General features: G+C 33.4%; 10 protein-coding genes. 6 read left to right on the top strand and 4 right to left on the bottom strand.

Going from position 1 to position 14624, the window contains the following annotated elements; genetic code table 11:
- Positions 1-153: 153 nt before the first annotated feature.
- Positions 154-699: a pyridoxamine 5'-phosphate oxidase family protein gene (locus JJQ60_RS15720; RefSeq protein WP_201922327.1), complete on the top strand. Its 546-nt coding sequence runs from the start codon at positions 154-156 to the stop codon at positions 697-699.
- Between the two features lie 19 nt (positions 700-718).
- Here the strand turns inward: JJQ60_RS15720 and bshC are convergent, their stop codons facing one another.
- Entirely contained in the window at positions 719-2311 is a 1593-nt protein-coding gene (gene bshC, locus JJQ60_RS15715; protein WP_201922323.1) for a bacillithiol biosynthesis cysteine-adding enzyme BshC, read from the bottom strand.
- 126 nt (positions 2312-2437) lie between these two features.
- On the opposite strand from bshC, the gene JJQ60_RS15710 reads away from it, so the two are divergent.
- The 4 genes from JJQ60_RS15710 to JJQ60_RS15695 all read left to right on the top strand — a co-directional run bounded on the left by JJQ60_RS15710 (position 2438) and on the right by JJQ60_RS15695 (position 8497).
- Positions 2438-4921, top strand: coding sequence for a M14 family metallopeptidase (locus JJQ60_RS15710; protein WP_201922319.1), 2484 nt, complete (start codon positions 2438-2440; stop codon positions 4919-4921).
- A gap of 11 nt (positions 4922-4932) precedes the next feature.
- Positions 4933-7092: a M3 family metallopeptidase gene (locus tag JJQ60_RS15705; protein ID WP_201922317.1), complete on the top strand. Its 2160-nt coding sequence runs from the start codon at positions 4933-4935 to the stop codon at positions 7090-7092.
- 98 nt (positions 7093-7190) lie between these two features.
- The gene (locus tag JJQ60_RS15700) at positions 7191-7883 is read left to right on the top strand and encodes a hypothetical protein (protein WP_201922314.1); all 693 of its coding nucleotides are present in this window, start codon (positions 7191-7193) and stop codon (positions 7881-7883) included.
- Between the two features lie 425 nt (positions 7884-8308).
- A complete protein-coding gene (locus JJQ60_RS15695) occupies positions 8309-8497 on the top strand; it encodes a hypothetical protein (protein ID WP_201922310.1) in 189 nt (62 codons plus the stop codon).
- A 152-nt stretch (positions 8498-8649) separates the two neighbouring features.
- Here the strand turns inward: JJQ60_RS15695 and rimO are convergent, their stop codons facing one another.
- The gene (gene rimO, locus JJQ60_RS15690) at positions 8650-9951 is read right to left on the bottom strand and encodes a 30S ribosomal protein S12 methylthiotransferase RimO (RefSeq protein WP_201922308.1); all 1302 of its coding nucleotides are present in this window, start codon (positions 9949-9951) and stop codon (positions 8650-8652) included.
- A 138-nt stretch (positions 9952-10089) separates the two neighbouring features.
- Here rimO and JJQ60_RS15685 point away from each other — a divergent pair, with 138 nt between their 5' ends.
- A complete protein-coding gene (locus JJQ60_RS15685) occupies positions 10090-11196 on the top strand; it encodes a serine hydrolase domain-containing protein (protein WP_201922305.1) in 1107 nt (368 codons plus the stop codon).
- Positions 11197-11209: 13 nt separating this feature from the next.
- Here JJQ60_RS15685 and JJQ60_RS15680 read toward each other — a convergent pair whose 3' ends face one another.
- Positions 11210-13750 carry a TonB-dependent receptor gene (locus JJQ60_RS15680; RefSeq protein WP_236669146.1) on the bottom strand — a complete coding sequence of 847 codons (2541 nt, stop codon included), beginning with the start codon at positions 13748-13750 and terminating at the stop codon, positions 11210-11212.
- A complete protein-coding gene (locus JJQ60_RS15675; protein ID WP_201922302.1) occupies positions 13707-14618 on the bottom strand; it encodes a FecR family protein in 912 nt (303 codons plus the stop codon). The genes JJQ60_RS15680 and JJQ60_RS15675 overlap by 44 nt, the downstream gene beginning before the upstream one ends.
- Positions 14619-14624 lie beyond the last annotated feature (6 nt).

Raw genomic sequence — 14624 nt, 5'->3', positions numbered from 1 at the left:
TAAGTCATAGAGTTTTTTAATGTTTTTTGTTAAAAATTAACCTGCTTTAACGAATAGAGTGAGTTATTAACTTTCTTTTTAGAAGGTAAAAGCATAAACAATGCATTTAAAAATTAACTAACTTTAGAATGCCAACTAAAACTAACCTGTTTTATGACCAACATTATCTTCTCTTCTATTTGTAATGACCTTAAAAATGCGTCTAAAACTGCAGGACATCCTTTTCGATATTTTACTTTAGCAACTTCAGATATTAATGGAGCACCAAGACTTAGAACTGTCGTTTTAAGAGATATAGATGATCAACTGAATCTTATTGTCTACACAGACCAAAGGTCAAAAAAAATCACACACATTAACGAACAAAACAAAGTAAGTCTCCTTTTTATGGACTCAAAACGGCTTATTCAATTATCCATTCGCGCTAGGGCAGAAATCATAAAAGACAATAGCACCTTAAAAAAGATTTGGGATCAGATTCCGCAAAAATCTAAAAGAGATTATACGACAGAATTAGCTCCGGGTAAAGAGATAAAAGATCCTGATGAGATTGATTTTTTAGAAGACAAACATTTTTTCTCTGCAATCAAGATAATCCCGCGTCGTATAGAATTTTTACGCTTGCAACGCCCTAATCATATTAGAGTATTATTTAAAAGAGAAGACGATCGTTGGAATGGCACCTATCTAGTGCCATAATTGATATTTCATCTAATTCTCACATCTTCAAGACGAGAAACTCTCCTTTTAATGGATCCAGATTTTCAACTAAAATCGGAATTAGATCTTCTCCATACTCTAAATACATTTCAGAAAAGTTAACAATACGCTCTTGCAAGCTTTGATTAGGAAACAACCCGTTTTGGAGGGTAGTTAATCGTTTAACATGATCACTCAACTTACGTCTTTGAGCTTTAAGCAAACGTTTCTCAAGTGTATCTAATCCTTTAAGCTGCTTCACCTCTTGTGCTTTTACCGCATTTTTAAAAGTAACATCGGTCTGCTCTGCCAATTGATACATGGCTTCAAACTGTTCTTTTAGATGTTTACGTTGTGGGTTAAAATTAATATCGATATTAGATATCCGACGCACTTTCCGATTAATCAATTCATGTTGTTTTAGAAACAATTCTATATCTGATATATGGAGCTTTTCAATTTTTTCGGCCTGTTTTTTTGTTTGAATTAATACCGAATTACGCAATAACAATATAGGAAAAGGGACGTTGACCGCTTTAAAATAATCCTTTAGCTCAAACCAATATGCTAACTCTCCTCCCCCACCTATATAACATAGGTTTGGTAAAATCACTTCTTGATACAAGGGCCGCATCATTACATTAGGACTAAACTTTTCTGGAAATTCAGCAATCTCTTTTAAAAGATCATCTTTTGTCCATTGTATATCAGTTTCGTTAACAAAATACTGCCCTTCTTTCTCTATAATTCGTTCTCGTAGCCCTTCTGACAAATAGAACAAATTAATCTCCCTAGGATTAACCTGTACTTTATACCCTAGGTTAGCCAGTTCATTCGCTTTTCGCATTACTGTTCGATAAGAAACCTGCTCAAGTTCTTTTTCGATATATGGAATGAACAGTCGTTTCAACTCATGATCATTTCCATCAACAATAACCAAACCATAATCACCAAACAACTCGTTAGCAAGATATCGGGTAGCATCTGCAAGGTTATTATGAGTTATATACGCATTCTTAAAAAGTGATTTTAGTTGTTCGGCATTTCTTCCTGAGCCAATTTCAGAAGAAAAAATCTCAAAAACCTTATCTAAGCCCATAGTATCAAAAACACCAACGGCTCCGCCATCAGGGCGATTCCACCGTATCTTTTTCCCTGATAAGTTAAAATAATTAATCTCATCAAAATCATGATCTTCTGTAGCCATCCAATATATTGGCACAAAATCATAATTAGGGTGTTTTTCTTTTAGCGCCTTAGTAAGATTTATGGTCGATATAATTTTGTACAAAAAATATAGTGGACCCGTAAAAAGGTTTAATTGATGACCCGTAGTAATGGTAAACGTTGAGGATTGCTCTAATAAATTTACATTTTTCAATGTCGTTTTAGAACAATCGAAATTATGATATTGTTCCTTTAGCGCATTAACCAATACTTTTCTATGCTCATTAGAAAACGATTGTTGTTTCTCTGCGATTTGAGCTTCAAAATTTTGTATCTCGGGAAAGCGATTATAAAAAGGCTGTAATTCAGCTTTTTGATCTAAATAATCACAAATAAGGGGTGAAAAGTAATTCGTATCTCTAAAGGGAATACAGTCACTAGGCATATACTACACTTTTTTTAGACGTTAAATATACATTAGATTGTGATTGTAAATCCTAAATTTTAGTTAATACAGATTATATCCTAAATTTAACTCGGTAATTTACCGCTTTAAAATTTTAATCAGTCAATGAAAAAACTAATATTTACGCTATTTGTCGTAATAAATTCTGCTACATTTTCACAACACAAATTACAATCACCTTCTGAATTTTTGGGTTATGCTATCGGCGATCAATTTACACGTCATAATGATGTCATTAATTATTTCTCTCATGTTGCTAACCACTCCGACAAGGTTACATATCACACTTATGGAAAAACAAATGAACGAAGACCACTAACCTATGCTATTATTTCTTCAGAAGAAAACTTAAAAAAAATTGAGAATATACGACTGGATCATCTTAAAAACACAGGGATTGTAAAGGGAGATGCATCTCCAAACATCGCTGTGGTTTGGTTAAGTTATAATGTACATGGTAATGAAGCCTCCAGCACAGAAGCCGCTATGCAAACCATTTATGAATTGATTAATAAAAAATCTGATTGGCTCAAAAACACAGTAGTGATTATGGATCCTTGCATAAATCCCGATGGTCGCGATCGCTATGTTAATTGGTATAATCAGACAAAAGCCGCACCATATAATATTGATCAAAATGCTACAGAGCATAATGAACCGTGGCCTGGAGGAAGACCAAATCACTATCTTTTTGACTTAAATAGAGATTGGGCCTGGGCAACGCAGACAGAATCAGAACAGCGTTTAAAAATATACAATCAGTGGATGCCTCATATTCATGTAGATTTTCACGAACAAGGTATTAATGAACCTTATTACTTTGCTCCTGCCGCAGAACCTTTTCATGAAATTATCACTCCATGGCAGCGGGATTTTCAGACTCAAATAGGTAAAAATCACGCTAAATATTTTGATGCGGAAGGTTGGTTATTCTTTACTCGTGAACGATTTGATCTATTATACCCCAGTTATGGTGACACATATCCTACGTTTATGGGAGCCATCGGGATGACCTATGAACAAGCCGGGCATGGTCGTGCTGGATTAGGCATTCAAACCGATGAAGGATATGTACTTACTCTTAAAGATCGCGCATTACATCATACCACAACTGGCTTATCGACAATAGAGATTTCTTCAAAAAATGCCACAAAACTTAATACAGAGTTCAATAGTTTTTTTAACAACTCAAATCTTAAATATAAAAGCTATGTACTGAAAGGTGAATCTGACAAGATCAATGCACTCACAAAGTTGCTTGATAAACACGACATAAAATATGGTTTCACCAATACATCCAAGGTTTCAGGATTTAATTTTAGAGATAATAAATCAGGAAGTATTAATGCAGATGGTGCTTTGGTAGTAAGTACCAATCAGCCAAAAGGGAAAATGGTAAAAGTTCTTTTTGAACCTAATGCAAAATTAAGTAATCCTCTTACCTATGATATCACTGCATGGAGTGTACCTCATGCATATGGTCTAGAAGCAATTGCATCTTCTTCATTAATTCCAGCAAAAAACGCTAAGACCAAAAATAATATAAACAATACTACCACACCCTCAGGAGCAGGATATATCGCAAAATGGAACAGCTTGAACGATGCTGTTTTTATGGCAGATTTATTACAAAATAATGTTAGAGTGCGTTTCAGCGAGAAAGATTTTTCCAACAATGGAATCAATTTCAAAAAAGGAAGTCTAGTGATTACCAAAAGTGATAATCGCAAGATCAAAAATTATGATAAAGTTGTTACTGATATTGCAAACAAGCATCATAGAAAACTACATGCGGCGCCATCTAGTTTTGCTTCCTCAGGAGTTGATTTTGGCTCTCCAGATGTAAAACTAATTAATAAACCACGTGTAGCGGTATTAAAGGGAAATCATACTTCATCATTAAGTTATGGTGAAATATGGCATTTCTTCGAACAACAACTCAAGTTTCCTATCACATCAATAGATACTGATTATTTCGAAAAAATTAATCTAAGCAAATACGATGTATTAATTATACCTAATGGTAGGTATAGTGATTTTTTAAGTAAAGAAAACATATGGCAACAAGTAAATAAATGGGCAAAAAATGGTGGTAAAATAATTGCTATTGCTAATGCTGTAGATTTTTTTGTTAGCAAAGAAGGTTTTGAACTTGTAAAAAACAAACCGGAAGAGAAGAAAAAAGATTCTATTGGCAATCTTACTCCATATGACCAACGTGAGCGTGAGAGTGTAAAAGATTTTATTACCGGTAGTATTTTTAAAACCAAAGTAGACACCTCACACCCAATGGCTTTTGGATATGAAGACACTTATTTTAGTCTTAAGTTAGGAAGCAATTCATACAAACTTCTCAAAAAGGGATATAATATAGCCTATATACAAGCTCCAAAAAACATATCGGGTTTTGCAGGAAAAGACGCTTTAAAAAACCTGAATAATTCTTTGGTTTTTGGTGAAACCAGAATTGGAAGCGGAAGTATCATATACATGGTAGATAATCCGCTGTTTAGATCCTTTTGGGAAAATGGAAAGCTTTTCTTTGTTAACGCTATCTTTTTGACAAACAATAATAAATTCAGACTTTAAAATAAATACTCATGAGCAATTCATATATTTCAATTACCCTGAAGACAATAACACTATCTCTTATTGTCCTTATTTCTAGTTGTAATCAAAAGAAAGAACCTGTAAAAGCAATGACATCAGAAAAAACGGAAAACATATTACTTGCAGAATGGACCGGTCCTTTTGGAGGCACTCCTGCATTTGATAAGATGAATATTACCGACGTTAAACCTGCATTATTAAAAGCAATGGAAATCAATCTTAAGGAGATTAAAGACATTGTAAATAACCCTGATGCTCCTACTTTTGACAATACAATTGTAGCATTGGAAAAATCTGGTGCACAATTTGACCGAGTTTCTACATATTACGGAATTTTAAGAAGTAACACCTCATCTCCAGAATTTAGAGAAATTCAAAAAGAAATGGCTCCTAAATTATCCGAATTTAGATCAAAGATTTTTCAAAACACTAAATTATTTCAACGTATTAAAGCGGTTTATGAAAACTCTTTAAAGACTCCACTTGAAGATGACCAACAAAGAGTGGTTCAACTTATATATGAAAATTATGCCATGAGAGGAGCAGAGTTAGATGAAGAAAAAAAACAACGCTATGCTCAAATTAATAAAGAATTATCAGAATTATATACCAGTTTCTCTAACAATGTATTGGCCGATGAAGAAGGATATGTCACTTACATTACCAAAGATCAGTTGGGAGGCTTGTCTGAATCTTTAATCAAATCGTATGCTAAAGCAGCAAAAGATCGTGGTCAAGAAGGAAAATACGCAATAACCAATACTCGTTCTTCTATGGATCCTTTTCTCACCTATTCTACCGAGAGAGAATTACGAGAAAAAGTATGGAAGAACTATTACTCTAGAGGAGATAATGGAGATCAATACGACAACAATGAAAATATTGCCAAAATTTTAAAATTAAGAAAAGAACGTGTTGCTCTATTAGGGTATGAAAATTATGCCGATTGGAGATTACAGAATAGAATGGCAAAGAACCCCCAAAATGCCAATAAATTAATGAATGCCGTTTGGCCTGCAGCTATTGCACGTGTAAAAGAAGAAGTGGCAGATATGCAATCAATAGCTAGTGCCAATGGAGATAAGATTACTATTGAACCTTGGGACTATCGCTACTATGCCGAAAAAGTTAGAAAGAAAAAGTATAACCTCGATTCTGACGAAGTTAAACAATACCTACAACTAGATAAACTAAGAGAAGCCATGTTCTTTGTTGCTGGTGAATTATTCAATTTTAAATTCACACCTACAGAACCAGGAAAGGTTCCTGTATTTCATGAAGATGTAAAAGTCTGGGAAGTAAACGACAAAACTTCAGGAGAACATATTGGACTTTGGTACCTCGATCCTTTTGCCAGAACGGGTAAGCGATCAGGCGCTTGGGCAACAACATATAGAAGCCATACAACTTTTGACGGTAAAAAAAATGTATTAGGATCAAATAACTCAAACTTTGTAAAACCAGCTCCTGGAGAACCGGTATTGGTTTCTTGGGATGACGCCGAAACGTTTTTTCATGAATTTGGTCATGCGTTGCACTTTTTCTCTTCTGAAGTAAGATATCCTACATTAAACGGTGGTGTAAGAGATTATACCGAATTTCAATCACAATTATTAGAACGTTGGCTATCTACCGATCAAGTAATTGACAATTATTTGGTGCACCATAAGACAGGAAAGCCAATGCCAAAATCGTTAATTGATAAAGTAAAAAAGGCTGCTACTTTTAATCAAGGTTTTGCTACAACAGAATATTTAGCCTCTGCAATTATAGATATGAAGCTACATCTGGCCGATCCAAGTAACATAGATATAGACACATTTGAAAGAGAAACTTTGGCAGCACTCAAAATGCCAAAAGAACTCGTAATGCGTCATAGAACACCGCATTTCGGGCATGTTTTTTCGGGTGAAGGGTACGCAACGGCATACTATGGTTATATGTGGGCTGATGTATTAACTTCGGATGCTGCAGAAGCTTTTGCCGAAGCCCCTGGAGGATTCTATGATAAAGAAGTTGCCTCTAAACTAGTAAAATACTTATTTGCACCACGTAACGCTATGGATCCAGCTGAAGCATATAAAAAATTTAGAGGACGTGATGCTAAAATCGAAGCTTTGATGAAAGATCGTGGTTTTCCGGTAAACTAAACTTTTTATTATAAAAGATGTATTTAAAAGCACACAAAACGACTTTAAAATCGTTTTGTGTGCTTTTTTAGTTTAATATTTTATATATATTGCCGCTTATGAATGAAGCGATAGTTTTAAAACCAGAAAAGATTATTAAAACCATTGATTTATTAGAAAAGCGAATCTCAGATCGCTTTCCCGAATCTTCTCTTAAAGATGTTTGCCTCCAATTCTTACATGTCGCTCAACAAAGTAAACGCAATATTGACTGGATTTCTACCCCAAATATTGCATTAAGAATATGTTCTTATCTAATTATATTAATTGGTCTTGGAGGACTACTTTATAGTATTACATATATAGATCTAGAAATCGAAAATACTACATTGGCCAATGTGGTTACAATTTCTGAGGCTATATTTAACGACATTATATTGATTGGTGCAGCAATATTTTTTCTTATATCTCTGGAATCAAGATTAAAAACGAAACGAGCTCTTACTTCTCTAAATCAATTGCGAGTAATTGCACACGTTATAGACATGCATCAATTAACGAAAGATCCATATGTAGCAGATTTACCCGAAACTGCAACACAAAATTCTCCAAAACGATCACTTACAAAGTTTGAACTTCAACGCTATCTTGATTACTGTTCTGAAACTGCAGCGCTTATTGGAAAAGTTGCTGCACTATATTCTCAAAGCTTGCCCGATGAATCTGTTGTAAGAGCTGTAAATGAAATTGAAATTCTCACTACAGGCTTAAGTAGAAAAATCTGGCAAAAACTGACTATATTAAATGCATAAAGCTTTGTAAATTATGAAATCAATTTATGCTCTTCACAATTATTAAGAAGGCGACATATTCATCATCAATAAAATGAATTATTATCAATTAAACATACGTTACACTGAATATACATCAATACTAAACTAAAAAATAGCCCCAATGTTATCAAATTGTTAATAATACTGGTTTTTAAACCCTTTTTTAGATTTCTTTTTTTTCAATAAAATTGATCAAAATTTAAACAAAACTCACTCGATTCCTTTAGAGTGTTATTATTTCCGAAGTCATTCCCTTAACTCCGTTACAAACTTCTTAATTCACACTTCACTATCCCTATAGATTACAAGCCTTTCATTAGTAAATCTTTAAGATTTTGCTTTACTATTTTACATACATTTGCCGCCGAATTTAACGAACAAAAAAAAACAAAAATTTAAAAAAGATGATTAAAAAATTACCACTTCTACTAGTTATAGCTATTGCACTTTTTTCTTGTGAAGCAGAATCATTTGAAGATGCAACATTATCAAGAGAAAACACCCCTGGTTTAACTCCAGATACAGACCAAGAAAAAATCATCGATCAGTATAACGAAACTGATGGAGGTTTAGAATTCAACACTGTAGGATAATCTTACATCATATATAATACCCCAAATCATAATAGTTCTCTTTGTATTTGAGTTAGCCCTAAAATAAAAGATCCTATTAAGATTACAAAAGGAAGCTTACCACTAAGCTTCCTTTTTCTTTTGTAAAAAATCATCCAAATTAATCTTTAGAACTATATCGGTTCTCCATAAAGATCAAAATCTTCTGCTTCAATTATTTTAACCGTAGTATACTCACCTGTTTTAAGATAAAAGTTTGAAGCATCGATTAACACTTCATTATCAACATCTGGAGAATCAAACTCGGTACGACCTACAAAATAGTTTCCTTCTTTGCGATCAATAACGATCTTAAAAGTTTGTCCAATTTTTTGTTGATTCAATTCCCAAGAAATTTGAGATTGAATTTCCATGATCTCATTTGCACGTTGCATTTTTATCTCTTCTGGCACATCATCTTCCAGATTATAAGCATGAGTATTTTCTTCATGCGAATATGTAAAGCATCCTAATCGCTCAAAACGCATTTCTTTAACCCAATCTCTAAGAGTTTCAAAGTCTTCTTGTGTTTCACCAGGATATCCTACAATAAGTGTAGTACGAATTGCCATTTCGGGTACAGCACCTCTAAACTCTTCTAAAAGTTTTGTGGTTTTTGCCTTTGTAGTACCTCGACGCATCGATTTTAATATAGGATCTGCTATATGCTGAAGAGGTATATCGATATAGTTACACACTTTATCTTCTTCTTTCATTACTTCCAATACGTCCATAGGAAAACCAGTAGGAAATGCATAATGTAAACGAATCCATTCTATACCTTCAACTTTTACCAATTTTTTGAGTAAATCGGCAAGTTTTCTTTCTTTATATAAATCTAAACCATAGTACGTAAGGTCCTGGGCAATTAATATTAATTCTTTAACCCCATCCGTGGCAAGTTTTTCTGCTTCTACTACCAACTCTTCAATAGGCGTAGATTTATGTTTCCCTCTCATTAAAGGAATGGCACAAAAAGAGCATGGACGATCACATCCTTCGGCAATCTTAAGATAGGCATAATTTTTTGGCGTAGTAGTACATCGTTCTCCGATCAACTCATGTTTATAGTCTGCTCCTAATGCCTTTAATAGCCCTGGAAGTTCAGTAGTTCCAAAATATTGATCTACATCTGGAATTTCTTCTTCTAAATCTGGTTTGTATCTCTCTGACAGACATCCTGTAACAAAAACTTTATCAACTACACCTTCATCTTTTTTCTGTACGTATTCGAGGATTGTATTTACAGATTCTTCTTTTGCATTTGCGATAAAGCCGCAGGTATTAATAACTACAATATTCCCTTCCTCTTCATGTACAACTTCTTTATTGTTTGCTTTAAGCTGCCCCATAAGTACTTCGCTATCATAGACATTCTTACTACAACCAAGGGTAACTACGTTAATTTTATTTTTCTTCAGGCTCTTTGTTCTCATATCTTTTGAATAAAGGTGTGCAAAGATACAACGATTAAGTAAAGTATCGACTATAAATCTAATATCTCTAAATATTAAAGATAGCCTTTGTTAAACCTTTTGTATATTGTATAGTCTTAACCTACAAAGCCCTTGTTTATGAATAAGATTTTTATGCTAATACTCGTCATGATTTTTTTTAATATTTCATGTTCTGATAGTACCTCTGAAATAATTAATCAAAATTCTGAAAACCCCAACCCTTTAGACGTTTCAGCACTCTATTTCCCTCCAATAGACACCAACTCATGGCAAACCGTTTCTGTATCAGATTTGGGATGGAATTCAAATAATGAACAACAACTGTATGATTTTTTAAAAGAAAAGTCTACTAAAGCTTTTATTATCCTTAAGAACGGTAAAATAGTAATAGAAAAATATTTTAATGGGGCCACCGCAGAAGATAATAATCCATGGTATTCTGCTGGAAAAACCTTAACCGCATTTACTATTGGAGTCGCACAACAAGAAAATTTATTAAGTATTAATGAGGCTTCACATAACTACTTGGGTACCGGATGGGCTACACTCACCAGTGAACAGGAAAACATGATTACTATTAAAAATCATTTAACCATGACCACCGGGTTAGATTATAATGTTTCTAACCAAAATTGCACAAATAGCGACTGCCTAACCTATCTAAACAAACCGAGTACTTTTTGGTATTACCACAATGCTACATATACAGTCTTAACCGACATAGTATCTGGAGCCGCAAATCAAAATTTTGAAAGCTATTTTGATACCAAAATAAAAAACAGAATTGGTATGAATGGCACTTGGTTAAGTTTTGGATTTGCTAATATTTATTATAGTACAGCCAGAAGCATGGCGCGTTTTGGCTTATTAAATTTGAATAATGGTTCCTGGGATACAGAGGAGATTTTGTCCGATCAAGATTTTTTTAAAGAGATGACTACTATGTCACAAAATTTAAATCAAGCCTATGGATATTTATGGTGGTTGAATGGAAAAAATAGCTTTAGAACACCTGCTGCTGAAATAGAATTTCCCGGAAAACTAATACCAAATGCTCCAGACGATCTTATTGCTGGTCTAGGTAAAGATGATCAAAAACTATATATCGTTCCAAGTCAGAATCTTGTTATTGTAAGAATGGGGGACAATGCAGGAGAATCATTATTGGGTCCATCAAGCTTTGATAATAGTTTATGGGAAAAAATTAATTTACTAATTAACTAATCATTCCTAACCTCTAAAAAGACACTCTAAATGTAGCATTTGGAGTAATACTTAGAGATGATTCTATTACTTCCTGAGGTAGGTTTTGTTCATTAATTCGATAATAATTATTGATCACATTTTGTCTATCTGTAAGATTCCATATCGAAAACCCCGTATGTGCCTGAATATTTTTGCTAATTTTAAAATCATATGTTGCTGATAGGTCAATTCTAAGATACTCGTCTAACCTACTACTATTTGAGCTTTGATAATTAATTTGATTGGAAGCAATTGGACTATCCGGAATTGGTCTAGTCGTTGGCAATCCTGAATTCCAATTCAGACCTGCAGAAATTTTAAAATCACGAAAAGAATACGAGGATCCCAATGTTACAGAATGCGTAATTTCAATATTATTAGGAAACTTACGTTCTTCAAAGGTTTCAAAAAGATACTCGTTATGTGCATAAGAATAACTCATCCATGTGCTCAAATTCTTGTATCTTTTATTCAATAAAAAATCAACTCCTTTTACTGTATAATCGCCAATAGCACGAACAAATTCGTATTGATTCTGGAATCCCTGACTTCTTGCAGTTATGCCTTTAACTTTTTTGTAGTATCCCTCGGCATTTACAAGCCAACCAAATCTATTGTATTGTAAACCTAAGGAGATTTGCCTGCTTTTGATTACCGGGATATCATCATCGTTAGATAGTACCCATCTTCTTTTTTCTATCCCTAAAAAATCATTTTGAAAATTTATAATCTGTGATGTGTTCTGATGTTTAAATTCTCCCAATATTTCTATATTAAAATACTTGAAGACTTCTTGATTATAACTTAACCTGGGCTCTACGATATGCGTATTAAATTTATCATTATAATTATAACGAACTCCTAAATTAAAAGAAGCAGATCTATGAGGTGTATAATGTATTTGAGAAAATAGGCTATGGGTACGTATAACTCTATCTCTTTTTTCTCTAAAAACAGGAGAATCTATGTCATTAAGGTTAGACACTCCCGTCTCTATAAATTGATAACCATTTAAAAAAGTAATCTTATCATTGAAATCATAATACCCCTTTAACTTAAGACCTGTTTCAGACACAGTATTTTTTTGTAAAAACCGTTGTTCTTGTTGAAGGTTAGCATTAATGGATTTAAGGATATAATCTGTTTCGTATATCTGCAACACTGATCTAAACTTATCATTCCAATTTCTTTGATACCATACACCTCCGGCAAAGCTATTCTGACTTAAGCTACTCTGTCTAGATATCAGAGTATTATCTATTGTTGCATTTTCTGAAAAAACGAGTTCATTGTTAATGGTCAAAAAATTTATTCTTAGTTTATCCTTATGGGTTACATTATAATTCCATCGCAGGTTGACATCATAAAAATCGAAACCAATGTCTGAGGTTAAGAAATTTTGACCTTCGACCTCACTGTCCTGCGAAATTCTATCGGAATATTGAGAATAAGTTGGTGTTTCTGCTATATCTCGAATTGATTTTCTCGCTGTCACTTGTATAGAAGATTTATTTCCTAAAGGAATATCAGAAAAAACATCGGTATTAATCATATTAACACCTATACCTGCTCTAAAATCATCATTAATCGCAGTATCAGTATTCATTATCATAGTTCCAGAAACTCCATCTGTAAATTCTGGGCTAGTTCCATTTTTTAGCAACTTTGCTTTTCTGGTGATCAATGGATTTATAGCAGATATTAACCCAAAAAAATGACCCGATTGATACATTTTTATTCCATCCCAAAGTATGAGATTCTGGTCATGAGTACCGCCACGTATATTAATATTAGAAACTGTTTCATCTGCACTTTGGATCCCTGGCAATGCCTGTACGGTTTGTAAAACATCTGCCTCAATAAGTCCTGGAAGAATACCAAAATTTTTATAGTCTATTTGAAAGCTTCCATCACTGGTCTTATCAATACCTTTAACTATATAATTACTAAGTATTACTTCTGATAATGTTTCTGTTTTAACATCCATAAAAATTTCAGAGCACTCATTGACAACAAAAGAATTTGCAAGTCGGTATAACGTATTATATCCCAAATGACCAATAATAATAGTTTCGGTATCAGCAAAAACCTCGAGTTCAAACTCTCCATTTGAATTGCTAATAACGGCTGTTTTTTTTCCTTGCACAGAAGCGCCTTGAAGAAAAGATTTGGTGTAATTATCTTTAAGAACTCCACAAATTACGAAAGAAGAGCTCTTCTTGTTTATGGACACAAAGTTATTTGCGAGTATGCTATATCTTAAATTAGTTTGTAAATCAAGAAATTTTAAAACTTCTTCAAAAGAATATTCTACGTTAGGGGGAGGTACAAAAATTCCTTCAATAGTATCGTCTGCAAATGTAAACTTGTATTGAAAGCGATCTTCTAAATCCGAAATAACATCGATCAGTGCTATTTTATTATCAATGTCTTGTGCATGAGAAGAGAAAATACAAAACAACAACCATAGTGCGGCAATAGCATGCCAACTATAGTTTACTTTTATATAATGTAATATGCTTTTTTGAATCAATTTTATATTCCAAATCTAGAGGTAAAGTTATGGATTTTAACCCATCTTCTATATTAGTATGTACAAAACCTCCAGTAAATATACGCGAAGTATTTATATTCTCTAATGAAAAAATAACATCGTACTGTCTTTCAAATTCTTGAATAACTTCATGGAATGGGACACTTTTGAAATCGCTTATATTATTAATCCATTTCGGTTCGTTATCTGAGGTAGCATCAGAAGTTGCTACCCCATTTACAACTTTAAACGTAGATCCTGCTGGTAAATTTTTAGCATCACCATTGTATTGCACATTTACCAAGCCTTCGAAACACTGTACTTCAAAATATCCCTTACGATTTTTGACATTGAATTGTGTTCCCAAAACACTTACCTTACCGGCATTTGTAATTACATCAAAGGTAGATCCATTAGTTACTTTAAAAAAAGCTTCACCATCAAGAACTACTTCTCGTTTTTCGTTCCAATCACGCTTATTATATATAATATTTGATTTTGCATTTAATACCACAGCTGATTCATCAGGAAGTGTTACAGAAATTTTTTCACTTGCCAAAGAACCAACATTTGCGTCTCCATCAAAGAAGAAAAAAGATCCTACACCAAGTATAATTGCTACAATAGCTGCTACTCTTAAAAGAGGTTTGTACCATATGGTAGTATCTGAATGGGTAGGAGCACTATTTATCTTTTCATAAAACTCTTCTAAGCCTACAATCTCAGAAACTTCAGAAGCCTTAAAAAATTGAGCATCGTCAAGTATTTTTATGTGTGCTTTATAATCATCTAACGCTTCAAAAGCTTTAGCTTCAGAAGGCGTTAAATCATCTGCTAACCATTTCTTTAAAAGATATTCTTTATCCATTTTTAT

Origin of the sequence: Aquimarina mytili (genome assembly GCF_016735115.1) — a bacterium.
Taxonomy (GTDB): Bacteria; Bacteroidota; Bacteroidia; order Flavobacteriales; family Flavobacteriaceae; genus Aquimarina; species Aquimarina mytili.
Note: the sequence above shows the minus strand (reverse complement) of the source record. Positions and strands in the feature narration are given on the sequence as shown.

Bases quoted from the DNA above. Each gene is read 5' to 3' on its own strand.
- JJQ60_RS15720 (WP_201922327.1), top strand. From the start codon at position 154: ATGACCAACATTATCTTCTCTTCTATTTGTAATGACCTTAAAAATGCG.
- bshC (WP_201922323.1), bottom strand. From the start codon at position 2,311: ATGCCTAGTGACTGTATTCCCTTTAGAGATACGAATTACTTTTCACCC.
- JJQ60_RS15710 (WP_201922319.1), top strand. From the start codon at position 2,438: ATGAAAAAACTAATATTTACGCTATTTGTCGTAATAAATTCTGCTACA.
- JJQ60_RS15705 (WP_201922317.1), top strand. From the start codon at position 4,933: ATGAGCAATTCATATATTTCAATTACCCTGAAGACAATAACACTATCT.
- JJQ60_RS15700 (WP_201922314.1), top strand. From the start codon at position 7,191: ATGAATGAAGCGATAGTTTTAAAACCAGAAAAGATTATTAAAACCATT.
- JJQ60_RS15695 (WP_201922310.1), top strand. From the start codon at position 8,309: ATGATTAAAAAATTACCACTTCTACTAGTTATAGCTATTGCACTTTTT.
- rimO (WP_201922308.1), bottom strand. From the start codon at position 9,951: ATGAGAACAAAGAGCCTGAAGAAAAATAAAATTAACGTAGTTACCCTT.
- JJQ60_RS15685 (WP_201922305.1), top strand. From the start codon at position 10,090: ATGAATAAGATTTTTATGCTAATACTCGTCATGATTTTTTTTAATATT.
- JJQ60_RS15675 (WP_201922302.1), bottom strand. From the start codon at position 14,618: ATGGATAAAGAATATCTTTTAAAGAAATGGTTAGCAGATGATTTAACG.